The sequence below is a fragment of the Paraburkholderia pallida genome, from assembly GCF_004524855.1.
GTDB classification, from domain to species: Bacteria; Pseudomonadota; Gammaproteobacteria; order Burkholderiales; family Burkholderiaceae; genus Paraburkholderia; species Paraburkholderia oxyphila.
The window spans coordinates 672,430-693,920 of sequence record NZ_CP038148.1 but is presented as its reverse complement, the minus strand read 5'-3'; the positions used below and the strand labels follow the sequence as shown (position 1 = coordinate 693,920).

The following is a 21,491-nucleotide window of genomic DNA, read 5'->3' as shown; positions in this document are numbered from 1 at the left end:
GTTGCATCGGCAACAAAAAAGGCACCTCGTTCGAGCGTGCCTTTCTTGGTTTCTTGCTTGATGTGCCTGCGCGTTCCTCGTGAAACTCAGTCGCCGGCCAGCTTCCACTTGCCGCCAGTGATCTGCACCATCACGCGCGCGCGTTGATCGAGGCCCGCGTGATCGGTCGCGCTCATGTCGAAGATGCCATGCGCGCCCGCGACGTCATGCGACTCTTCAAGCGCTTTGCGCAGCGCCTCGCGAAACGCCTTCGTCCCCGGCTGGCCCGCCTTCAGCGCGACCGGAATCGCGCGCTGCAGCAGCAGACCCGCGTCCCACGCGTGGCCGCCGAACGTCGAGATCGAGCCTGCACCCCAAGCCTTTTCGTAGGCCGCCGTGTACGCGAGCGCCGATTGCTTGACGGGGTTCGTGGCCGGCAACTGGTCGGCCACGAGCAGCGGGCCGGCAGGCAGATACGTGCCCTCGCAATCCTTGCCGCAGACGCGCAGGAAGTCGTTGTTCGCCACGCCATGCGTCTGATAGATCTTGCCCGCGTATCCACGCTCCTTGAGCGTCTTCTGCGGCAGCGCGGCCGGCGTGCCCGCGCCGGCGATCAGCACGGCGTCGGGATGCTGCGAGATCATCTTGAGCACCTGGCCCGTGACGGAAGCGTCGTTGCGCGCGAAGCGCTCGCTCGCCACGACCTTGATGTTCTGCTTCGCGGCCGCCGCGCCGAACGCCTTGTACCAGCTCTCGCCGTAGGCATCCGAGAAGCCGATGAAGGCCACCGTCTTCACGCCGTGCGCCGCCATGTGCTGCGCGATGGCGCCGGCCATCAGCTGATCGTTTTGCGGCGTCTTGAAGACCCAGGCGCGCTTCGCGTCCATCGGCTCGACGATCGAGGCGGCGGCGGCCATGGAGATCATCGGCGTGGCCGTTTCGGCGGCGACGTCGATCATCGCGAGCGAGTTCGGCACCACGGTAGAGCCGATCAGCGCGTCCACGTGGTCTTCGCTCGTGAGCTTGCGCGCGTTCTTCACCGCCTGAGTGGAATCGGTGGCGTCGTCGAGCACGATGTAATCGATCTTCTGACCCGCGATTTCCTTCGGCAACAAGCCGATGGTGTTCCGTTCGGGAATGCCCAGCGAGGCGGCGGGCCCCGTGGCTGACAGCGTTACGCCGATCTTCACGTCTGCCTGCGCCACACCTGCTGTAGCCGCGAGTACCCCGGTCGCGACGCATGCCGCGCTCATCCAACGCCAAACCCACTGCATCTCCACTCCTTCGATAATCGTTTTCTTTATTGCCCCGGATTTTCGGCGCTGCCGGATTTCAAACTAGCAGCGTTCGTGTGCTCACGCGCGATTCACTGACCGCCGAATCGCGAAACCCGGCCAGCAGATAATGCTGACCGCATGGTCGGCGAATGGCGAGTGTAACGGAGTGATGTTTGGCGCGGCAAGTGCTTTCCAATTGCTTACAACACGAACGCAACGCACGTGCAAAGCCGAGTGCAATGCGTAACGTCCGGAGCCATGCGAGACGGGAATTCTGTGCTCTGCGGAGAAATTGGCGTAATTCGAAGAGAGGAAAAACTCGCGCGGAACTGCCGATTATTGGCAAACGGCGGGCGAACAACGGGCAGACGCCAGGCGGGCGTAATGCGAGTGGAAAAAAGAAACTGCGGAGGGGGAAAAGATAATCCGGAGAACGAGGCGTGCGCATCTCACAAAACTAACGCACAAATAAAAAGCGCTGTTGGACTCTCATCCAACAGCGCTTCCTTGTCCGGGCACTTTGTGCCTCAGTTGTCTCCTCGTTCTCCACCTGCAAATTCGGTGCATCAGAACTGGGTGAACTTTAAACTTCAGGCCCCTTCCGGGCAACTAGCATTTACCCTAGTGGTGCAGTGCGGCACCCAAATGGGGCGCTCCAACGCCGATTGTCTCACCGACTGCAACAAAAGACCACGCGTGCCGCCCTCTTCAAGCGCGCAGCGGCCGCACGCGCGCGACGATCTCGCCGACGATGCCGCGCCGGAACGCCAGCACGCAGGCAATGAAGATGAGGCCGGTGACGATCGTCGCCGACTCGCCGAGCGAGCGGAACCAGTCCACGCCCGTCAGATGGGCGAGCGCCGTGCCGATGTCGCCGAGCCGGTCTTCGAGCGCGACGATCAGCGCCGCGCCCAGCAGCGGTCCAAAAAGCGTGCCCATGCCGCCCACGAGCGTCATCAGGATCACGAGCCCGGACATGGTCCAGTAGGCGTCGCCGAGCGTCTCGAAACCGAGCACGAGGACCTTGAGCGACCCGGCAAGGCCCGCGAGACCCGCCGAGAGCACGAATGCGAGCAGCTTGAAGCGGTCGGTGTCATAGCCGAGCGAAATGGCACGCGGCTCGTTCTCCTTGATCGCGCCCAGCACCTGCCCGAACGGCGAATGCACGATCCGCACGATCAACAGGAACGCAATCACCATCACCACGAGCACGACGTAATACAGCGCGAGATCGGAGTCGAGCGAGACGAGCCCAAACAGCTTGCCGCGCGGCACGCCCTGCAAGCCGTCCTCGCCGTGGGTGAAGGGCGCCTGCAGAAACACGAAGTAGACCATCTGCGCGAGCGCGAGCGTGACCATCGCGAAGTAGATCCCCTGGCGGCGGATCGCGAACATGCCCACGATTGCCCCCAGCAGCGTAGCGGCAGCCGTGCCGGCCAGCACGCCCAGCTCGGGCGTGAAGCCGAGCGACTGGATCGCGTAGCCGGTGGTATAGCCCGCCGACGCAAGGAACATCGCATGCCCGAACGAAAGCAGCCCGGTGTAGCCGATCAGCAGATTGAACGCGGCGGCGAACAGCGCGAAGCACAGCACCTTCATCACGAAGAGCGGGTACGCGCCAATGAAAGGCGCCGCGATCAGACCGATCAGCAGCAGGCCATAAAGCACTTTTCTTTGCATCACCGTTCCTTGCCGAAGAGACCAGCGGGGCGAATCAGCAGCACGATCGCCATGATCACGAACACCACGGTCGCGGACGCCTCGGGCCAGAACACGCGCGTGAAGCCTTCGATCACGCCGAGCAGGAGGCCTGTGATGATCGACCCCATGATCGAGCCCATCCCGCCGATCACGACCACGGCGAACACCGTGATGATCATCGACTGGCCCATGAGCGGCGAGACCTGGATGACCGGCGCGGCCAGCACGCCCGCGAACGCGGCGAGCGCGACGCCGAAGCCGTAGGTGAGCGTGATCATGAGCGGCACGTTGATGCCAAACGCCTCGACGAGCTTGGGATTCTCCGTGCCCGCGCGCAGATAGGCGCCAAGGCGTGTCTTCTCGATCACGAACCACGTGGCGAAGCACACGGCAAGCGAGGCGACCACGACCCACGCGCGATAGTTGGGCAGATACATGAAACCGAGATTGGTCGCGCCCGAAAGCGCATCGGGCACGTCGTACGGCTGCCCGGAAGAGCCGTAAATGGAGCGGAACACCCCTTCCACCACAAGCGTGAGCCCGAAGGTCAGCAGGAGTCCGTACAAATGATCGAGCCGATAGATCCACCGCAGCATCGTGCGCTCGATCACCATGCCGATGAGACCCACCACGATGGGCGCGACGAAGATCATCACCCAGTATGGCAGGTTGAAGTAAGCGAGACCCATCCACGTGAGCATCGCGCCCAGCATGAACAACGCGCCGTGCGTGAAGTTGATCACGTTGAGCATGCCGAAAATCACCGCGAGGCCCAAGCTCAGGATCGCATAGAACGAACCGTTCACGAGCCCGAGCAACAACTGGCTCAGCATTGCCGGAAGCGGAATGCCAAAGATCGTCATGAAAGCCGCCATGAATGCCAACAACGGTTACGCACACACGCGGCACGCGGCGCGGGCTCCTCGCCGCGACGCGTGCCGCCTGCCTGACACACAGCCATTACCCTTCGGATCCTGCAAGCCGTGGGGTAATTACTTCCAGAGCGCGCAGCGCGACTCCTGCTTGGTCGTGTACGCCTGCTCGCCCGGAATGGTCTGCAGCACCTTGTAGTAGTCCCACGGCTTCTTCGACTCGGACGGCTTCTTCACCTCGACCAGATACATGTCGTGGATCAGCACGCCATCCGCGCGGATATAGCCGCCCTTCGTGTACATGTCGTCGATCTTGGTCTTCTTCAGTTGCTCCATGACCTTGTCGGCATCGGTCGTGCCGGCCGCCTGCACCGCCTTCAGATACGACGTCACCGCCGAATAGTCGGCCGCCTGCAGCTCGGACGGCATCTTCTTGGTCTGGTCGTAGTAGCGCTGCGCCCACTTGCGGGTCGCGTCGTTCTGGTCCCAGTACCATCCGGTCGTGAGCACGAGGCCCTGCGTCGTCTCGAGCCCGAGGCTGTGAACGTCAGGCAGGAACATCAGCAGCGCCGCGGTCTTCATCGTCTTGTTGATACCGAACTCCTTCGCGGCCTTGATCGCATTGACCGTGTCGCCGCCCGCGTTCGCGAGGCCGAGAATCTGCGCCTTCGAAGCCTGCGCCTGCAGCAGGAACGACGAGAAGTCCGATGCCGAGAGCGGATGGCGCACCTCGCCGAGCACCTGGCCGCCGTTCGCCTTCACGACGTCCGCGGTGTTCTTCTCGAGCGACTTGCCGAACGCGTAGTCGGCGGTCAGGAAGAACCAGGTCTTGCCGCCCTGCTTGAGCACCGCGAGGCCCGTGCCCTTCGCGAGCGCGACCGTGTCGTAGCCGTAGTGGACCGTGTACGGCGTGCATTGCTCATTCGTCAGCGCATCGGTGCCCGCGCCGGTGTTGATGTACACGCGCTTCTTCTCCTGCGCGACCTGGTTCATCGCGAGCGCGGTGGCCGAGTTCGTGCCGCCGAGCAGCAGGTCCAGACCGTCACGGTCCATCCACTCGCGCGCCTTCGACGCGGCAATGTCCGCCTTGTTCTGGTGATCCGCGTACTCGATCTGGATCGGCTTGCCCAGCACCTTGCCGCCGAAGTCCGCCACCGCCATCTTGATCGCCACGAGGCCGCCGGGGCCGTCATCATCCGCATAGAGGCCCGACATGTCGGTGATGAAGCCGATCTTCACCGCGTCGTTGGCGGCCTGCGCGCTCCCCGCGCTGAACGCCATCACGGCAGCCGAGGCAGCAAACAGGCCCGCAAGCCGCGCGAACGTGGTTTTCTTCATTGCAGTCTCCTTCATTGGTTACGTTGTTATTCAGGAACACTCCATGAACAAGCGGAGGCAAAACAATTCGCGCGGCGCGGTCCACCGCCGCGCGCGAGGCAAAAATGAAATCTAGACGCCGAGGAGGTCGTGCAGCACCGGCATCTTGCCTTCGAGCTCGGCAATGCCGAAGCGCTCGACGATGCGCCCGTGCTCCATCACATAGAAGCGGTCGGCGAGCGGCGCCGCGAAGCGGAAGTTCTGCTCGACCATCACGATCGTGTAGCCGCGCGACTTCAGCGTGAGGATCATGCGGGCGAGCGTCTGCACGATCACCGGCGCGAGGCCTTCGGAGATCTCGTCGAGCAGCAGCAGGTTCGCGCCCGTGCGCAGGATGCGCGCCACGGCGAGCATCTGCTGCTCGCCGCCCGAGAGCCGCGTGCCCTGGCTGTTGCGGCGCTCCGCGAGATTCGGAAACATCGCGTAGATCTCGTCGAGCGACATCCCCCCCGCGCCTTTTGTGCCCTTCATGCCGATCGCCGGCGGCAGCAGCAGGTTTTCCTCGCATGAAAGGCTCGCGAAGATGCCGCGCTCCTCGGGGCAATACCCCACTCCGCAATGCGCGATGCGATAGGTCGGCATCTGGATCGTCTCGCGCCCGCCAATGCGGATCGAACCCGTGCGCCGGCCCGTGAGGCCCATGATCGCGCGCAGCGTGGTGGTGCGCCCCGCGCCGTTGCGTCCGAGCAGCGTGACGACTTCGCCGCGCTTCACGGACAAATCGACGCCATGCAGGATATGCGACTCGCCGTACCACGTCTGCAGGCCCGCGATTTCGAGCGCGCTCTCGCCCGGCGCGGCATCGGCTGCCGCTTCGTTCCCCCGCTCCGTCACAGTGCTCATGCGTGCGCCCCCGCGAGCGCCGCATCGGCGCTGCCCATATAGGCTTCGGCCACGAGCGGGTTCTTCGACACTTCCGCGTAGCTGCCCTCGGCCAGCACCTCGCCGCGCTGCAGGACCGTGATGGTGTCGGAAATGCCGGCGATCACGTTCATGTTGTGCTCGACCATCAGGATCGTGCGGCCGCTCGACACTTTCTTGATGAGCGCGGTGACGCGGTCCACGTCCTCGTGGCCCATGCCCTGCGTCGGCTCGTCGAGCAGCATGAGCTCGGGCTCCATGGCGAGCGTCGTCGCGATCTCGAGCGCGCGCTTGCGCCCATAGGCAAGCTCGACGGTCGGCACGTCGGCGAAATCGGTGAGGCCCACCTGGGTGAGCAGGTCCATGGCGCGGTCGTTGAGCTCGGCGAGCGAGCGCTCGCTCTTCCAGAAGTGATACGCGGTGCCGAGCTGGCGTTGCAGGCCGATGCGCACGTTCTGCAACGCGCTCAAATGCGGAAACACCGCCGAAATCTGAAACGAGCGGATAATGCCGCGCCGCGCGATCTGCGCGGGCCGCTCATGCGTGATGTCGATGCCGTTAAAGACAATGCGCCCCGCACTCGGGACGAGAAATTTGGTTAGGAGATTGAAGCATGTGGTCTTGCCCGCGCCATTCGGTCCAATGAGCGCGTGAATCGAACCGCGGCATACGCGCAGGTTCACCCCGTTGACGGCCGTGAAACCCTTGAACTGTTTCGTGAGGCCGCGTGTCTCCAGAATCGTGTCGCCGAGAATCATGTCCCCTTCCACGCGAAGTAAGGCGTAACACTTCGATCGTTCGTGCAGGGCTGTGCACGACTTTGCACGGCGCGCCATGTTTGGGCGCGCGCTTGCCCGCTCTGTCATTCCGCGCCATTGTCTCGCCAATGATGCAGCGCAATCATTGGGATTTGCACTTACGGGTGAGAGGCAATATCCACGCGCCTACGACGCGTTATTTGACGACAAATGGCAGCATGATGACGCCGCGATGACGACGCGTTCGACGCATCACAATTTCACGCAAAACGTGCGCATGCGCATGCGCCGCTAACGCGGCGCATGTCCTGGATACTGGTCAGAAACGCGCGTCCTGTTGAGGCCCGTTGTGAATGACGGCGCCCCGATCCTGCTCAGGTCCGATGCTCGCCTGGCTCGCTCACGTGCCGGTCTCCGATGTTAAGCGTGCGCTTCACGCAGGCGTCGCCGATGCCGCGGCATCGTTGCGCACGTTCGTGGACGCGCCCGCACGACGGTCTTCGCGCAGCATCTGTGCGGCGCGCTCGGCGATCATCAGCGTGGGCGAATTGGTGTTGCCCGAGGTGATGAACGGCATCACCGATGCGTCCACGACACGCAAACCCTGCACGCCGCGCACGCGCAGACGCGCATCGACCACGGCGTCGGCATCGTCGGCGCGGCCCATGCGGCAGGTGCCCACCGGATGGAAGATCGTCGTGCCCACGTTGCCGGCCGCCTCGCGCAACTGCGCCTCGCTCTCGAAAGCGGGCCCCGGCAAAATCTCTTCGGGCCGATAGCGCGCGAGCGCGGGCGAAGCCGCAATGCGCCGCGTGAGACGCATGGCATTGGCGGCCACGCGCAAGTCCTCCTCGGTCGACAGATAGTTCGGCGCAATCACGGGCGCGTCCTTGGGGTCGGCCGACACCGCATGAATGCTGCCGCGCGACGTGGGCCGCAGATTGCAGACCGACGCCGTGAATGCGTTGAAGCGATGCAGCGGCTCGCCGAAGCGATCGAGCGAGAGCGGCTGCACGTGATACTGCAAGTCGGGGCGCGCCATATTCGCATCCGATTTGGCGAACGCGCCGAGTTGCGAAGGCGCCATCGACATCGGGCCGCTCTGAAACAGCGCGTACTCCATCCCAATCATCAGCTTGCCCCACCAGTGCGCGGAAGCCGTGTTGAGCGTGCGCACGCCGTTCACGCGAAACGCCATGCGCAGTTGCAGATGGTCCTGGAGGTTCTCGCCCACGCCGCGCAAGTCCTGCACGACACCGACACCGAGCCGCGCAAGCCGCGCGGCATCGCCGACGCCGGAGCGCTCGAGCAGTTGCGGCGAGTTCACCGCGCCCGCGCTCAGGATGACTTCGCAGCGCGCCCGCGCGACATACGCAACGTCGCCGCGATATTCCACGCCCACGCAGCGCGTGCCCTCGAAGATCACACGCTCGGTGAGCGCCCCCGTGACGACAGTGAGATTGGGCCGTTTCATGGCGGCGCGCAAAAACGCCTTCGACGTATTCCAGCGTATGCCGCGCTTCTGGTTCACGTCGAAGTAGCCCACGCCGCCGTTCGGGCCGCCGCTGTCGCCGCGATTGAAATCGTCGGTGGCGGGAATGCCCTGTTCCTGGGCGGCCCGCGCGAACGATTCGAGAATCTTCCACTTCAGGCGCTGTTTCTCGACGCGCCATTCACCGCCCGCGCCGTGATACGCGTTCGCGCCGCCGTGATAGTCCTCGCTGCCGCGGAACACGGGCAGCACCGCATCCCACGACCAGCCCGAGTCGCCGGTCACACGCGCCCACGCGTCGTAGTCTTCGCGCTGGCCGCGCATATAAATCATGCCGTTGATCGACGACGATCCACCGAGCACGCGCCCGCGCGGATACGAGAGCGCGCGGCCATTGAGGCCCTTCTCCGCCGCGGTCTTGTACAGCCAGTCCGTGCGCGGATTGCCGATGCAATACAGGTAGCCGACCGGAATGTGGATCCAGTGATAGTCGTCCTTGCCGCCCGCTTCGATCAACAGAACAGAGACGTCGGGGTCTTGCGTCAGGCGGTTGGCGAGGACGCAGCCCGCCGTGCCGGCGCCGACGATCACGTAGTCGAATTCGCCTTCGAGGCGGCGCCCTGCCGATGCATCGCTCAGTGCGGGCATGATGTGTCTCCTGTGAGCCATGGCGGCTTATGCCGCGCTTATGCTTGTTTTGCGTGTTGCCATGCGCAACGACAGACAACGAACGCTCGATGGATACCGATTAGCGTAATCGCGCGAGGTATCGTCGATCCAATGATTAATCCTCAACTGAGATATAAGGCGCGTTAATATCAGCGCATGGACCTGACCTTGTTACGCGCGTTCGTGACGGTCGCGCGCGAGGGCAATCTCACGCGCGCGGCAACGCACCTGCATCTGACGCAGCCGGCCGTGAGCCTGCAGATCAAGCACCTGCAGGAGACACTGGGCGTCACGCTGTTCACCCGCACCTCGCATGGCCTCGTGCTCACGCGCGACGGACAGGCGCTGCTGCCGCACGCCGAGCGCGCGCTCACCGCCGCCGGCGACGTGCAACGCGCCGCCGCCGCGCTGCGCCACGAGGTGCGCGGGCGGCTGCGCATCGGCACCATTCTCGACCCCACGTTTCTGCGGCTCGGCGGCTTCCTGCATCAGCTCGTGGAAACCTGGCCGCAGATCGAGACGGCACTGCGTCACGGCATGTCGGGCTGGGTGCTCGACCAGGTGCGCGCGCGCGAACTGGACGTGGGCTATTACATCGGCCAGCCCAGCCCCGACCCCGACATCTTCCACACGATCACGCTCACGCGCTTTCAATACCGCGTGCTCGCGCCCGCCGGCTGGAAGGACCGCGTCAAGGGTGCGCACGACTGGCGCGCGCTCGCAGCGCTGCCATGGATCTGGACGCCGCCCGCATCGGCGCACAACCGGCTGCTCTCGGTGCGCTTCGAAGCCGCGCACGCGAAGCCCGTGAAAGTCGCCGAGGTGGACCAGGAGCCCTCGATGATCGACCTCGTGAAATCGGGCGTGGGTCTCTCGCTCGCGCGCGACGCGACCGCGCTCGCCGAGGCGCATGCCCATGCGCTCACCATCGTCGAAGGCGTGACGGTGCCCACCGAGCTCACCTTCATCACGCTGGCCGCGCGGCGCGACGAGCCCACCATCGCGGCTGCACTCAAGGTCATCGAGACGCAGTGGGCGATATGAGCCGCGCTCATGAACGCGCGGCGCATGGCGCAGTGTTTGTCTGATCTATCGCGACGCGCGCTGTTCGTCGGTGTAACAGCGCGGTCACACAAGTTTTGCTAGATTCGCTATTCGCTCCGCGTTTTTCACACGCCTGACTCATGCGAGCACAGGCATCCAGGCGCGGAGCGTTCCGCGCCCCCGCCTATCGTTCCCCCGTTCCACAGGAGCCTTGCATGGCCCGCAACATCGAAATCAAAGCCCGCGCCCGTCATTTCGACGCCCTGCGCGAGCGTGCCGCCCAGCTCGCATCCGATGCACCGCTGATCTTTCGCCAGCAGGACTTCTTCTACGACGTGCCGCGCGGACGCCTGAAGCTGCGCCAGTTCGACGACGGCACGCCGCCCGAGCTGATCTTCTACCAGCGCGACGACCGCGACGGCCCGAAGGCCTCGTACTACACGCGCAGTCCCGTCACCAATGCCGAGGCGATGCATTCGCTGCTCGCCACGGCGCTCACGACGCGCGGCATCGTCTCGAAGGAACGCCACGTATATCTGGCCGGCCGCACGCGCATCCATCTGGATCGCGTGGACGGGCTGGGTGACTTCGTCGAGCTCGAAGTGGTGCTCGGGCCCGAGGACGACGAACAAGGCGGCGAAGCCGAAGCGCACGCCATGTTCCGGCAGCTCGGCGTGGATGAGAGCGATCTGGTGGCCGTAGCCTACGTCGATTTGCTCAACACGCCGGCCGCCGCGGCTTGAGTATCCGATGAGCGCCCGCTGACGGTGACCAGATCTCGTTCACGAGACCCAGGGGCACCCGGCGGCGCACCGCGCTTGCATCAAGGCGCCGGCGCACCCGGCTCCAGATGCCCGAGCGGCAGCGGGCCGTTGCGCTTGAAGGTCGTGAGCACGATGTTCGAGCGCACGCTGTCCACGCCGGGCACCCGCATCAGTTTCTTCATCACGAACGACGACAGCGCGTTCAGATCCGGCGCCACGATACGCAGCAGATAGTCGGCGTCGCCCACCACGGCATGGCATTCGAGCACTTCCGGCAGCACGTCGATCTGCTGCTGGAATTGCTCGATGATCGAATCCCCGTGGTGCTTCAATTTCAGGCTCGTGAACGCGGTCACGCCAAGGCCGAGCTTTTCGGGCCGCAGCACGACGCGATAGCCGTCGATCACGCCCGAAGCCTCCAGCCGCTGCAACCGCCTGCCGATCTGCGAGGGCGAGAGCGGCACCTGCTCGCCGAGTTGCTGATGCGTGGCGCGGCCGAAGCGCTGCAAAACGTCGAGCAGCGCGAGATCGAAGTGATCGAGTTCGAGCATGAAAAAATCCTGCATTGATTGACTTATTGATGCTCGATTATTGCATACACAAGCCAATATCCACCCAGAATGCGCGCATCCCGCGCTCGAACCGCTCTAGACTTGCGTATCAGCAAGTGCTTTTATTGGAGCGTTACGAACATGGCCATCGCCGCCACCGCGAAACTGCAGGAGCAGTTCGACGCGGGCCTGGAAACCCGCCCTGACTTCACCATCGACCAGCCGCTCGAGCGCTATGGCGCGGTCGATCACGCGGTCTGGGACCAGCTCTACCGGCGACAGATGGCGCTGCTCGAAGGCCGCGCGTGCGAGGCGTTCATCGAAGGCGCGCAGCGGATCGGGCTGAACGTCGCGCACGTGCCCGACTTCGAGGCCGTGAGCGAGCGCCTGATGGCCGCCACGGGCTGGCGCATCGTGGCGGTGCCGGGGCTCGTGCCCGATCGCATCTTCTTCGAGCACCTGGCTCACCGCCGCTTTCCGGTGACGTGGTGGATGCGCCGTCCCGATCAGCTCGATTACCTGCAGGAGCCGGACTGCTTTCACGACCTGTTCGGCCACGTGCCGCTCCTCACCGACCCCGTGTTCGCCGATGCGATCCACGCCTACGGCCGTGCCGCGCTTGCCGTGGACGAACGCGCGCTGCCGCTGCTCGCGCGCCTCTACTGGTACACGGTGGAATTCGGCCTGATGCGTGACACAAGCGGCGATACAAGCACGACACAAGGCGTGAAGATCTATGGCGCGGGCATCGTGTCGAGCAAGGGCGAGTCGCTCTATAGCGTGGAAAGCGCCGCGCCCAACCGGCTGGCCTTCGACCTCGAGCGCGTGCTGCGCACGCGTTATCGCATCGACACGTTCCAGAAGACCTACTTCGTGATCGACTCGTTCGCGCAGTTGTTCGACGCGCTTGGCGCCGGCATGGCCGCGCATCTCGCCGATCCCGCGCCGCTCATCGCGGTGGAGCCCTACACCGCCGGCGACGTGCTGGATAGCGACACGGTGTACACCCGCGGCACAGGCGAAGGCTGGCTCGAAGGCGGCGACGTCTGAGCGGCGGGCGCCGCGAGCCTCAGCACGGCCGGCGGCGCTTCCCGTACGCCATGCACGCGCCACGCCAGCGACCTGACCGACCGCCGGCCGCGAATTGCCGCAGCGCCGCCGGGTGCGCTCGCGCGTGGCGCACATCCGTGAAAAAATGGCTCATCGGCCTGGCGCGTTTGCCGGGCCCGAAACAGACATAACGCATACAGGTGCCACGATGATCAACCGACTCACATCCGAAGAGCGCGCCACGCAACTCGCCGAACTGCGCGGCTGGGACGCCGTCGCGGGCCGCGACGCCATTCAGCGCCATTTCCGTTTCGCCGATTTCAACGAAGCCTTCGGCTTCATGACGCGCGTGGCGATCAAGGCGCAGGAAATGAACCACCATCCCGAGTGGTTCAACGTCTACAACCGCGTGGAAATCACCCTTTCGACCCATGAGGCCGACGGCCTCACGGCGCGCGACATCGAACTCGCGCGCTTCATCGACTCGATCGCGCCCGGCCCGCTCACGGCCTCTGCCTGAATAAAAAACGTGCAAGCGCTTTGCGTGCATCGTGCGTCGTGCGCCAGGTAGAAGCCCGTACGGCGCGCAGCACGCAAACGCGCTGCAATGAAAGCATAATGCAGGGTATCAGGCGTCCAAACCTTCAGCTTTGAAGGCCATTCTTGAAGGATACGTAAGACTCCCAGGCAGCCCTTTCAATGGGGTCCAAACGTTCCGGTGAGATGACGTTCTGACGCTGTACAATCAGCAGCGCATAGGGCCTGGAGCGCGTCTCCTGGCACAACGCAAGTTCATCGCCACTCGAGGGCGAGCGGTTGCGCCAGAAGTTGATCGCGCATGCCTGACTGCTAAACCCATTTGTACTTGAGCGAATTCCATGCGACTCCTTCTGATCGAAGACGACCGCCCCATCGCACGCGGCATCCAGTCCAGCCTCGAACAAGCCGGCTTCACGGTCGACATGGTCCACGACGGCATCTTCGCCGAACAGGCACTGACGCAGAACCGGCATGAGCTCGTGATTCTCGACCTCGGCCTGCCCGGCATCGACGGCATGACGCTGCTCTCGCGCTTTCGTCAGAGCAACCGGCACACGCCCGTCATCGTGCTCACCGCACGTGACGAACTGAACGACCGCGTCCAGGGCCTCAATTCGGGCGCCGACGACTACATGCTCAAGCCGTTCGAACCGGCCGAGCTCGAAGCGCGTATTCGCGCCGTGATGCGCCGCAGCGGCCCGCACGGCGACGTGCCGCGTCCCGAAGTCTCGCTCGGCGGCGTGCGCCTGTCGGGCGTCGACCGCCGCATCTTCAACGACGACAAGCCGCTCGAGCTTTCGCCGCGCGAGTTCGCTGTGCTCGAAATGCTGCTGCTGCGTCATGGCCGCGTCGTGAGCAAGGCACAACTGCAGGACCACCTCACGCACTTCGGCGGCGATCTCGGCGACACCGCGATCGAAGTCTACGTGCACCGCGTGCGCAAGAAGCTCGAGAACTGCCGTGTCGAGATCGTCACGGTGCGTGGCTTCGGCTATCTGCTGCAGGAAATCCGCCAGGCCGCTTAAGGCCCCTCCGGCCCCTCCGGCCCCTCAAGGCACCCAAGGCCGCTTGGGCCGCACAAGCCCCCTCGCGCGCCGTCAGGCGCCAGATCAGGAGTGCATGTCCGCATGCGCTCCCACACGCCCCGCTCGAGCTTCCAGCCTGGCCACGCGCCAGGCTGAAGCCCGTGGCGCCCGCCAGGCAGCCTCGCAGCACGCCTGAGCGTCGCGCGGCCACGCATACGGCCACACAAACAGCCCCCCGGAAGACACCTCGAAGCGCCACGGCGACGCCCTGGCCAGCGCCGGTCTGCCGCGCGCCCGTCCACCCGCGTAAAATGGGTCCGAGCCCGCGCGGCACGCAGCCCCGAAGACGCTGCGCCGCGCCCGTGACCCCTACATCGCCCGAACCGACCATGTCCCTACCGGCCGCAACGAGCCTGCGGCGCACGCTATTGCGGCGCCTCGCCGCTCCCCTTTCGCTGCTCGCACTGATGAGCGGCCTGATTGCCTATTGGCTCGCGTGGCAATACACACAGCACGTGGTCGACCGTTCGCTCGCCGACCTCGCCACCGCCATTTCCAAACAGATCCAGATCGCCGGTCCCGAGGCGCCCATCACTGTGCCGCCGCTCGCCCAGGCGATGTTCTCCGACCCCGTCGAGCACCTCGTCTACCGCATCAGCGACGGTGAAACCGAAATCGCCGGCGACCACGACCTGCCGCTGCAAGGCACCAACGTGCGCCGCATGCACTATGCGTTCGTGTTCGAGACCGTCTACAAGGGCGTGAGCGTGCGCGTCGCGCAGGTGCGCGTGCCGCAGGCCAAAGGCAATCCCATCGTCGTGGAGGTGGGCCAGCCCGTGCATCACCGCGCGCGCATCGCCGCCGAATTCCTCGTGGCGATCATGATGCCGCTCTTGCTGCTCCTGCTCGCCGGCTGGGCGATCGTCTGGCGCGTGGTGAACCAGCAGCTCAACCCGCTCACCGATCTCGCCGACTCGCTCAATCGACAGACGCACACCTCCCTCGAACCCGTCGACGAGACCTTCGTGCCGGTCGAGATTCGTCCGCTCACCGGTGCGCTCAACGCACTGCTCGGGCGTCTGAAGACCGCGCTCGACGCCCAGCGCAAATTCATCGCCGACGCCGCGCATCAGTTGCGCACGCCGCTCACGGCCGTCAAGCTGCATGCCGAGCAAGCGGTCAACGCACGCGAGCCGCAGAAGGTCAGCGACGCCGTGCGCGAGCTGCGCGCCGCCGCCGACCGCGCGGTGCGTCTGTCGAATCAGCTGCTCTCGCTCGCGCGCGCCGAGCCAGGCGAGCAGGCGGCGCGCTTCGTCGACATCGACATGGCCGCGCTGGCATTCGAGACCGGCGCCGAGTGGGTGCCGCGCGCGCTCGCGAGCCACGTCGACCTCGGCTTCCAGCGCCTCGACGACCCCGAGAACGACACGCCGCTGATGGTGCGCGGCAACCCCGTGCTGCTGCGCGAAGTCATCGCCAATCTGCTCGACAACGCGCTGAAGTATTTGCCGCCCGCGCGCGTCGAGGGTGGGCGCATCACCGTCACCGTGACCGAGACGCTCGCCGATGGCGTGCCGATGGCGGAGATCGTCGTCGAAGACAACGGCCGCGGCGTGCCGCAAATGCAGCAGGCCGATCTCTTCAAGCGCTTCTTCCGCGGCGACGGTCAAACCGAGAGTGGCGTGGACAGCGGCGCGGGCCTCGGCCTCGCGATCGTGCACGACATCATGACGCTGCATCGTGGCAGCGTGCACTACGAAGACGCGCCGGAAGGCGGTGCGCGTTTCATCGTGCGCGTGCCACTCACGAACCGTCCCGCACTCGAAGCGAAAGACGGCAAGCAGATAAAGCGCACGAAGGAGACGGTGGCGGGCGATCACGCGCTGGGCATGAGTGCGCCGCACGCCGACGATCGTCAAGCGACTCCCGACGCACAATCTGCACGATCGACCCAATGGCCCGCGAAAAAGCCAACGCACCAGGCGCCGGTCGATAACTGACGCGGCGCGATTCGCTTCACGTCCAGCGTCCAGCATCCAGAAAAAATATGGGCCGCAACTTTTGCGGCCCATATTCATTTCAGCGGTAATGACAACACGCATGCACGGCCCCGCCGGCCGCCATGCTCACTTCTTTTTCTTGCCCTTCTTCGCCTTGCCGCCCTTGCCCTCCTCGGGCGGGGCGAGCATCGTGCCGCGGCACTTGCGCGCGCCGCAGCGGCATTCGTATTCGCGCTTGAGCTTCTTGGTCTGCTTCGCGTCGATCACGAGGCCGTAGTCGTAAAAGAGCTCCTCGCCTTCGGCGATATCGCGCAGCGCGTGAATGTACACATGACCGTCGATCTCTTCGGCTTCGCAATTCGGCGCGCACGAATGATTGATCCAGCGCGCACTGTTGCCGCTCACCTTGCCGTCGATCACGTCGCCGTCGTCGAGGGCGAAATAGAAGGTGTGATTCGGTTCGTCGGGATTATGCGGATGACGCCGCAATGCTTCCTTCCACGAGATGCGTTCGCCCTTGTATTCGATCAGGCGCTCGCCAGCCTCGATCGCTCCGGCCGCAAATACGCCCTTGCCGTGTACGCCCGACTGGCGCACGACGATCCTGCGTACACTCATTGAATGAATCCTTGTGAAGTCAGCTTTCGATGCAAACGCGGCGCCTTGTCGGCGCCGCGCTCATGAGCACGCGTTCAATCGAGACGCGCACCGCAACCGGCATCGTACACGTTAGCCCCTCTTCCGTTCAACTCGCGCGCCACTCGCGGGCGCTACCGGTTCAGCGCTGGCCGAGCGTCGTCTCGCCGAAGAGCGCCTTGTGCTCGCGAGGCTGCGAGCGCCAGTACTGCGGCGGCGCGTTCACACTCGCGCCGAGTTGTGCGGCGGCATGCCATGGCCAACGCGGATCGTAGAGCATCGCGCGCGCCATCGCGATCATGTCGGCCTCGCCGTCTTCGAGGATTTGATTGGCCTGCAATGGATCGGTGATGAGACCCACCGCGACCGTATTCACGCCGGTCTCCTGCTTCACCTTGCGCGCGAACGGCACCTGATATCCGGGCTCGAGTGGAATCTTCTGCAACGGCGAAACACCGCCCGACGACACGTCGACCCAGTCCGCCCCGCGCGCCTTGAGCGCCTGCGCGAACACGACCGTGTCTTCGGGCGTCCAGCCGCCTTCGACCCAATCGGTTGCCGATACCCGCACGCCAACCGGACGATCGTCCGGAAATTCCGCGCGCACCGCGTCGAACACTTCGAGCGGAAAGCGCATGCGGTTTTCGAGCGAGCCGCCATATTCGTCGGTGCGTTGATTGGCGATCGGCGAGAGAAATTGATGCAGCAGATAGCCATGCGCCGCGTGGACTTCGAGCGCATCGATGCCAAGCCGCGCGGCCCGTCGCGCCGTCGCTGCAAACGCATTGCGCACGCGGTTCAGGCCGGCCGTATCGAGCGCAAGCGGCGGCGTTTCATCGGCCTTGTGCGGCAGCGCGGAGGGCGCGTGCGGCAACCAGCCGCCGTCGGCCACGGAAATCAGCTGGCCGCCCTCCCAGGGCACGTGGCTCGACGCCTTGCGTCCCGCGTGCGAGATCTGCATGGCGATGCGAATCGGCGAATAGCGCCGTATGGCGGCGATCACCGGTTCGAGTGCGGCTTCGGTCACGTCGTCCCAGAGGCCGAGGTCGCCGGGCGTGATGCGGCCGTCCGGCTCGACAGCCGTCGCTTCGATGCACAGCATCGCCGCGCCCGAAAGCGCGAGATGGCCGAGGTGGATCATGTGCCAGTCGGTGGCCTCACCTCGCACCGCCGAGTATTGACACATCGGCGATACGACAATGCGATTGGCGAGCGTCACGCCACGCAGCTCGAGCGGAGTGAAGAGCTTGCTCATGGGAGGAGTGCGAACGGTGGTGGGAGCGTTCGAGAATAGCACGCGCCTTTGAGAGGCGCTGGCAACGCTCACAGGCGCGACGCAGGAGTAGAACAGCCGCAAACCCGCTGCAAAGCGAGCGCAAAGCACGCCATGGGCAAGACGCGCAGCAGCCAGCGTGCGCGCGCTGGAAAAGGGAGAAGAGGCCGAAGCCTCAGGGCGACTTCGCGGGTACGCTGGTATTCGCGTTGTCGACGGCGTCGAGCCATTCGCCGAACATGCGGCTCGCCTGCGCTTCGAGACGCGGACCGTGGTGGGCAGTCTGCGCACGCAGTGCGTTGACGTCGATGCCCGCCGCGTCGATCTCGGCGGCATGGCCGATCAGCCAGGGCTCGAAGCGGTCGGCGCGCACTTCGGGATGACATTGCAGCCCGAGCACATGCGAGCCCCACGAGAACGCCTGGTTCTCGCACAGCGGCGTGGACGCGAGACGCGTCGCGCCTTGCGGCAGATCGAACGTGTCGCCATGCCAGTGCAGCATCGAGGAGGATGCACCATCGACGTGCCGCAGCGCCGACGCGTGGCCCGCTTCGGTCAGCGTGAGCGGCGTCCAGCCGATTTCCTGATGCCCGGCGGCATAGACACGCGCACCGAGCACCCGCGCGATGAGCTGGGCCCCTAGACAAATGCCGAGCGTGGGCAGACCGGCGGCGATCCGCTTTTCGATCAGCCCGGCGATGGGTCCAAGAGTGGGGTAGCGTGCATCGTCGCAGGCATTGATGGGACCGCCGAGGATCACCATCAATGAAGCGGAAACCGGATTGAGCGCGCCGACGCGCGCAAAGCCGACATCGACATAGCGCACCGGACGCCCGCGCTCGCCGAGCACGCGCTCGAAACTGCCGAGGTCCTCGAAATATACGTGGCGAATGGCCAATACTTCGCGATTCATCGGCAAATCCCTGGGTCAGCTACACAATGCAACGCCTCGCGCGAGCAGCATGCGGAATGCATGCCGGAATCACACGAAAAGCACACGCTGGAGCACGCACGTGCGTGCAACGATAAGCACGCCGGCGCAAACGCGCCGCGTGCACGGCCAAACCGGACGAGAACCGGATCCTTCGGGCGAGCGGGTCACGCAGCCGAGAACGGCCGCCAGACCCGCTGGAGCATTACGCCGCGAAGATCTTCCAGTTCTTCTTCTGCGTCGTCGCGTCGGCCTGTTCGTACACCGAGCAATCGAGACGCAGGTCGGTGTCGGACATGTCGATCTTCAGCAGCCCGCAGCGATGCGGCGTCTTCTTCGGGTTCTTGCTCGGCTCGAAGTGCGAGCAGGTGAGGCACATGCGATGCTGCGGCATGGCTTCCTGCGACTCCAGCACGTAGACCGTCTTGAGCAGCGTGCGGTAGACCGCCGACTGCTCGTCGGCGCGCAGCGTGCCGACGGCCTTCGAGAGGAAGTCAGGCCATTGCGCGGCCTTCTTCGCGGCCGTACGGCCACGCGCGGTGAGGCGCACCGCGAGCGCGCGGCCGTCGTCGAGCGCACGGCGCTTTTCGACGAGACCCTTGGTTTCGAGCGTGCTCACCGCATCGCTGGTCGTGGCGGCAGTCAGCGCCGTCTCACGGGCGATCTCGCCGAGGCGCATCGGCCCCTTGCGCTGCATCAGCAGCACGAGAATTTCGCCCTGGGTCGGCGTGAGTCCTGCCCCTTCGGCCCAGTCCCACGCCTGGCTCCGCATTGCCGTGCTAAGTCGCAACAGGCTATGGGTCACCCGCCCGGCTGCCTGCTCTCCGTATACGCCTTCGCTCATAGTCTTTCGCTGGTTATTGGCAGCTTGCGCTGCATCGTCAGCCGCCGCACCGGGCGACGGCCTTGTGGGAAAGTTCGCGCCCGATTCCAGGAAATCGGCCGCACCATCTCAAAAAATTCCTGCTTCGCCGGCGCAAGAAACGCACGCTGCGCACAGTCATTTCGTCTCGCCTGCAGGCCCAAAGTGTCCTTCCCAACCTCGCGCCTGCTCAGCAAACCGATATTCTATGCGAGAGTGGCGAATCGCACAGCTAACTTATCCAATGCGAATTGTGGATAACCAGTTGGTAAGTACACCATTGGTATGTGGACTAAATCTTGATGATGCTCAATATCGGCGTCCACCGTTACCTGGTTATCCCTCATTTTTTCTGCTCGCGCAACTGAAGTCTACCCGTGAGCCGCGCACGCAGGCCATTGAGTTTTCAGGCATTTTGAAGGTTACCCACAGGATGGGGTCCATCAGGCCAGCAACGATTGACTCTGTATACGCGAACATCAAAAAAATAAGAACCCCCTGGTATCTTGCCTGGGACAAAAAAATCTTTTTTTCATCCAGCACAAGATTCCGCGAACCGCTCTAAAAATGCAAGGGCAGCCCGCGGGCTGCCCTCTTTTTTCGTGCGCTTTCCCTCGTTACGACGTTGCCCGGATGGCACACCTGGCCTGCTCATCCCGCGGCCGGGCCCGCGCCGCCCTGGCCGGATGGCCAGCCCGCGCGCTCAGGCGCGCCAGCGCAAACATTGTTGCCGCACCGCCTCGTGCAGCGATTTTTCCTCGGCGACCACACCGCGCAACCAGGTCGCATCGTTGGTCTGGGCGCGCGCGATCGTGCCGATTTCGGCCAGCGCGCGCGTTGAGCCGAGCGCCTCGCCGTGCGGCGCGATCTTGTCGAGCGTGGCCAGAATGTCTTCGGAAATCGTGCGGCGCTCGCCCGTCTGCGGATCGACGCAGGTGCCGGCGAGGCCAAAACGGCATGCCTGGAAGCGGTTGAACGTGTAGACGAGGTAATCGTCCTCGAGCGGCTGGATCGGCCGGTCGATCAGCAGATGGCGCGCGAGCGTCTGGATATAGCAGGCGATCGCGGCCGCGCGCTCGACCGAGAGCGGCGTGTCCATCACGCGCACCTCGATCGTGCCGAAGCCCGGCTTCGGGCGGATGTCCCAGTAGAAGTCTTTCATGCTGTTGACAACGCCCGTATGCACCATCTTCGAGAAGTACTCCTTGAACTCCTCCCAGCTGAGCACGAACGGCGCGCGGCCCGACAGCGGAAACGCGAACACGGAATTCAGCCGTGCCGAATGAAATCCGGTGTCCACGCCCTGCACGTACGGCGACGATGCCGACAGCGCGATGAAGTGCGGAATGAAGCGCGAGAGCGAATGCAGCAGGAACAGCGCGCTGTCGGCGTCCGGACAGCCGATATGCACGTGCTGGCCGAACACCGTGAACTGCTTCGCGAGGTAGCCGTACAGCTCCGAAAGGTACTGAAAGCGCGGCGTATCGACGATGCGCCGGTCGCTCCACTGCTGGAACGCATGCGTGCCGCCGCCGCACAGACCGACGTTCAGACGGTCGGCGGCGGCGACCAGCACGTCGCGGATCTTGCGCAGATCGGCCACGGCCTGCTCATGGTGCGTGCAGATGCCCGTGGAGAGCTCGATCATGCTTTCGGTGATCTCGGGCGTGATGTTGCCCGGGATCTCCTGATCCTTGATGAGGCGCATGAGGTCGCTGCCGGCCTTGGTCAGATCGTAATCGTGCGTGTTGACGACCTGCATTTCGAGTTCGACGCCGAACGTGAACGGCTTCGAATCGACAAAAGTTTCCAGTGACATGACATCCCCT

Annotated in this window: 21 protein-coding genes; 7 read left to right on the top strand and 14 right to left on the bottom strand. The window is 64.6% G+C overall.

Annotated elements, in window-relative coordinates; all coding sequences use genetic code 11:
- Positions 1-86 precede the first annotated feature (86 nt).
- From E1956_RS03080 to E1956_RS03055, 6 genes are all read right to left on the bottom strand, one after another.
- The gene (locus E1956_RS03080) at positions 87-1,232 is read right to left on the bottom strand and encodes an ABC transporter substrate-binding protein (RefSeq protein ID WP_418789243.1); all 1,146 of its coding nucleotides are present in this window, start codon (positions 1,230-1,232) and stop codon (positions 87-89) included.
- A gap of 732 nt (positions 1,233-1,964) precedes the next feature.
- Positions 1,965-2,936 carry a branched-chain amino acid ABC transporter permease gene (locus E1956_RS03075; RefSeq protein WP_134747298.1) on the bottom strand — a complete coding sequence of 324 codons (972 nt, stop codon included), beginning with the start codon at positions 2,934-2,936 and terminating at the stop codon, positions 1,965-1,967.
- A complete protein-coding gene (locus E1956_RS03070; protein ID WP_134747295.1) occupies positions 2,936-3,820 on the bottom strand; it encodes a branched-chain amino acid ABC transporter permease in 885 nt (294 codons plus the stop codon). Before E1956_RS03070 ends, E1956_RS03075 begins: the two co-directional genes overlap by 1 nt.
- Before the next feature lie 129 nt (positions 3,821-3,949).
- A complete protein-coding gene (locus E1956_RS03065) occupies positions 3,950-5,167 on the bottom strand; it encodes an ABC transporter substrate-binding protein (RefSeq protein WP_134747293.1) in 1,218 nt (405 codons plus the stop codon).
- 111 nt (positions 5,168-5,278) lie between these two features.
- Positions 5,279-6,049 (bottom strand): ABC transporter ATP-binding protein, encoded by a 771-nt coding sequence (locus E1956_RS03060; protein ID WP_134747291.1) that lies wholly within the window; start codon positions 6,047-6,049, stop codon positions 5,279-5,281.
- On the bottom strand, positions 6,046-6,825 hold the full coding sequence (locus E1956_RS03055; RefSeq protein ID WP_028220058.1) for an ABC transporter ATP-binding protein: 780 nt from the start codon (positions 6,823-6,825) through the stop codon (positions 6,046-6,048). The genes E1956_RS03060 and E1956_RS03055 overlap by 4 nt, the downstream gene beginning before the upstream one ends.
- Positions 6,826-6,877: 52 nt before the next feature.
- On the opposite strand from E1956_RS03055, the gene E1956_RS03050 reads away from it, so the two are divergent.
- Positions 6,878-7,120 carry a hypothetical protein gene (locus E1956_RS03050; RefSeq protein ID WP_134747288.1) on the top strand — a complete coding sequence of 81 codons (243 nt, stop codon included), beginning with the start codon at positions 6,878-6,880 and terminating at the stop codon, positions 7,118-7,120.
- Positions 7,121-7,258: 138 nt separating this feature from the next.
- Here the strand turns inward: E1956_RS03050 and E1956_RS03045 are convergent, their stop codons facing one another.
- Complete coding sequence (locus E1956_RS03045) at positions 7,259-8,965, bottom strand: GMC family oxidoreductase (protein ID WP_134747285.1); 1,707 nt, start codon at positions 8,963-8,965, stop codon at positions 7,259-7,261.
- A 177-nt stretch (positions 8,966-9,142) separates the two neighbouring features.
- Between E1956_RS03045 and E1956_RS03040 the strand changes: the two genes are divergently transcribed.
- Together E1956_RS03040 and E1956_RS03035 are read left to right on the top strand one after the other, a co-directional pair.
- On the top strand, positions 9,143-10,030 hold the full coding sequence (locus E1956_RS03040) for a LysR family transcriptional regulator (protein ID WP_134747282.1): 888 nt from the start codon (positions 9,143-9,145) through the stop codon (positions 10,028-10,030).
- Positions 10,031-10,245: 215 nt separating this feature from the next.
- Positions 10,246-10,773, top strand: a complete 528-nt coding sequence (locus E1956_RS03035; RefSeq protein WP_028220061.1) for a class IV adenylate cyclase — start codon at positions 10,246-10,248, stop codon at positions 10,771-10,773.
- Between the two features lie 80 nt (positions 10,774-10,853).
- Here the strand turns inward: E1956_RS03035 and E1956_RS03030 are convergent, their stop codons facing one another.
- Positions 10,854-11,345, bottom strand: coding sequence for an Lrp/AsnC family transcriptional regulator (locus E1956_RS03030; RefSeq protein ID WP_134747279.1), 492 nt, complete (start codon positions 11,343-11,345; stop codon positions 10,854-10,856).
- Between the two features lie 141 nt (positions 11,346-11,486).
- Here E1956_RS03030 and phhA point away from each other — a divergent pair, with 141 nt between their 5' ends.
- Both phhA and E1956_RS03020 read left to right on the top strand, forming a co-directional pair.
- Positions 11,487-12,395: a phenylalanine 4-monooxygenase gene (gene phhA, locus E1956_RS03025; RefSeq protein ID WP_134747265.1), complete on the top strand. Its 909-nt coding sequence runs from the start codon at positions 11,487-11,489 to the stop codon at positions 12,393-12,395.
- A 145-nt stretch (positions 12,396-12,540) separates the two neighbouring features.
- The gene (locus E1956_RS03020) at positions 12,541-12,915 is read left to right on the top strand and encodes a 4a-hydroxytetrahydrobiopterin dehydratase (RefSeq protein ID WP_256377758.1); all 375 of its coding nucleotides are present in this window, start codon (positions 12,541-12,543) and stop codon (positions 12,913-12,915) included.
- Between the two features lie 124 nt (positions 12,916-13,039).
- On the opposite strand, the gene E1956_RS03015 is transcribed toward E1956_RS03020, so the two are convergent.
- Positions 13,040-13,270, bottom strand: coding sequence for a DUF3717 domain-containing protein (locus E1956_RS03015; RefSeq protein WP_134750304.1), 231 nt, complete (start codon positions 13,268-13,270; stop codon positions 13,040-13,042).
- Positions 13,271-13,273: 3 nt separating this feature from the next.
- On the opposite strand from E1956_RS03015, the gene E1956_RS03010 reads away from it, so the two are divergent.
- Both E1956_RS03010 and E1956_RS03005 read left to right on the top strand, forming a co-directional pair.
- Complete coding sequence (locus E1956_RS03010) at positions 13,274-13,960, top strand: response regulator transcription factor (protein WP_027815974.1); 687 nt, start codon at positions 13,274-13,276, stop codon at positions 13,958-13,960.
- Between the two features lie 389 nt (positions 13,961-14,349).
- Positions 14,350-15,960 carry a sensor histidine kinase gene (locus tag E1956_RS03005; RefSeq protein ID WP_134747260.1) on the top strand — a complete coding sequence of 537 codons (1,611 nt, stop codon included), beginning with the start codon at positions 14,350-14,352 and terminating at the stop codon, positions 15,958-15,960.
- A gap of 126 nt (positions 15,961-16,086) precedes the next feature.
- Here the strand turns inward: E1956_RS03005 and E1956_RS03000 are convergent, their stop codons facing one another.
- The 5 genes from E1956_RS03000 to E1956_RS02980 form a co-directional block, all read right to left on the bottom strand.
- Complete coding sequence (locus E1956_RS03000; RefSeq protein WP_134747258.1) at positions 16,087-16,578, bottom strand: SET domain-containing protein; 492 nt, start codon at positions 16,576-16,578, stop codon at positions 16,087-16,089.
- Positions 16,579-16,738: 160 nt separating this feature from the next.
- A complete protein-coding gene (locus E1956_RS02995) occupies positions 16,739-17,851 on the bottom strand; it encodes an NADH:flavin oxidoreductase/NADH oxidase (protein ID WP_134747256.1) in 1,113 nt (370 codons plus the stop codon).
- 193 nt (positions 17,852-18,044) lie between these two features.
- A complete protein-coding gene (locus tag E1956_RS02990) occupies positions 18,045-18,782 on the bottom strand; it encodes a glutamine amidotransferase (protein WP_134747254.1) in 738 nt (245 codons plus the stop codon).
- Between the two features lie 223 nt (positions 18,783-19,005).
- Positions 19,006-19,644 (bottom strand): MarR family winged helix-turn-helix transcriptional regulator, encoded by a 639-nt coding sequence (locus E1956_RS02985; RefSeq protein WP_028220068.1) that lies wholly within the window; start codon positions 19,642-19,644, stop codon positions 19,006-19,008.
- Between the two features lie 721 nt (positions 19,645-20,365).
- Positions 20,366-21,481 carry a YbdK family carboxylate-amine ligase gene (locus tag E1956_RS02980; RefSeq protein ID WP_134747252.1) on the bottom strand — a complete coding sequence of 372 codons (1,116 nt, stop codon included), beginning with the start codon at positions 21,479-21,481 and terminating at the stop codon, positions 20,366-20,368.
- Between the last annotated feature and the right edge of the window lie 10 nt (positions 21,482-21,491).

Excerpts from the sequence above, each read along its gene's own strand:
- E1956_RS02990 (WP_134747254.1), bottom strand. The coding sequence starts at position 18,782 with ATGAATCGCGAAGTATTGGCCATTCGCCACGTATATTTCGAGGACCTC.
- E1956_RS03080 (WP_418789243.1), bottom strand. The coding sequence starts at position 1,232 with ATGAGCGCGGCATGCGTCGCGACCGGGGTACTCGCGGCTACAGCAGGT.
- E1956_RS03075 (WP_134747298.1), bottom strand. The coding sequence starts at position 2,936 with ATGCAAAGAAAAGTGCTTTATGGCCTGCTGCTGATCGGTCTGATCGCG.
- E1956_RS03055 (WP_028220058.1), bottom strand. The coding sequence starts at position 6,825 with ATGATTCTCGGCGACACGATTCTGGAGACACGCGGCCTCACGAAACAG.
- E1956_RS03020 (WP_256377758.1), top strand. The coding sequence starts at position 12,541 with ATGGCTCATCGGCCTGGCGCGTTTGCCGGGCCCGAAACAGACATAACG.
- E1956_RS03065 (WP_134747293.1), bottom strand. The coding sequence starts at position 5,167 with ATGAAGAAAACCACGTTCGCGCGGCTTGCGGGCCTGTTTGCTGCCTCG.
- E1956_RS03000 (WP_134747258.1), bottom strand. The coding sequence starts at position 16,578 with ATGAGTGTACGCAGGATCGTCGTGCGCCAGTCGGGCGTACACGGCAAG.
- E1956_RS03010 (WP_027815974.1), top strand. The coding sequence starts at position 13,274 with ATGCGACTCCTTCTGATCGAAGACGACCGCCCCATCGCACGCGGCATC.
- E1956_RS03070 (WP_134747295.1), bottom strand. The coding sequence starts at position 3,820 with ATGACGATCTTTGGCATTCCGCTTCCGGCAATGCTGAGCCAGTTGTTG.
- E1956_RS02980 (WP_134747252.1), bottom strand. The coding sequence starts at position 21,481 with ATGTCACTGGAAACTTTTGTCGATTCGAAGCCGTTCACGTTCGGCGTC.
- E1956_RS02985 (WP_028220068.1), bottom strand. The coding sequence starts at position 19,644 with ATGAGCGAAGGCGTATACGGAGAGCAGGCAGCCGGGCGGGTGACCCAT.
- phhA (WP_134747265.1), top strand. The coding sequence starts at position 11,487 with ATGGCCATCGCCGCCACCGCGAAACTGCAGGAGCAGTTCGACGCGGGC.
- E1956_RS03005 (WP_134747260.1), top strand. The coding sequence starts at position 14,350 with ATGTCCCTACCGGCCGCAACGAGCCTGCGGCGCACGCTATTGCGGCGC.
- E1956_RS03040 (WP_134747282.1), top strand. The coding sequence starts at position 9,143 with ATGGACCTGACCTTGTTACGCGCGTTCGTGACGGTCGCGCGCGAGGGC.
- E1956_RS03030 (WP_134747279.1), bottom strand. The coding sequence starts at position 11,345 with ATGCTCGAACTCGATCACTTCGATCTCGCGCTGCTCGACGTTTTGCAG.
- E1956_RS03045 (WP_134747285.1), bottom strand. The coding sequence starts at position 8,965 with ATGCCCGCACTGAGCGATGCATCGGCAGGGCGCCGCCTCGAAGGCGAA.
- E1956_RS03035 (WP_028220061.1), top strand. The coding sequence starts at position 10,246 with ATGGCCCGCAACATCGAAATCAAAGCCCGCGCCCGTCATTTCGACGCC.
- E1956_RS03060 (WP_134747291.1), bottom strand. The coding sequence starts at position 6,049 with ATGAGCACTGTGACGGAGCGGGGGAACGAAGCGGCAGCCGATGCCGCG.
- E1956_RS02995 (WP_134747256.1), bottom strand. The coding sequence starts at position 17,851 with ATGAGCAAGCTCTTCACTCCGCTCGAGCTGCGTGGCGTGACGCTCGCC.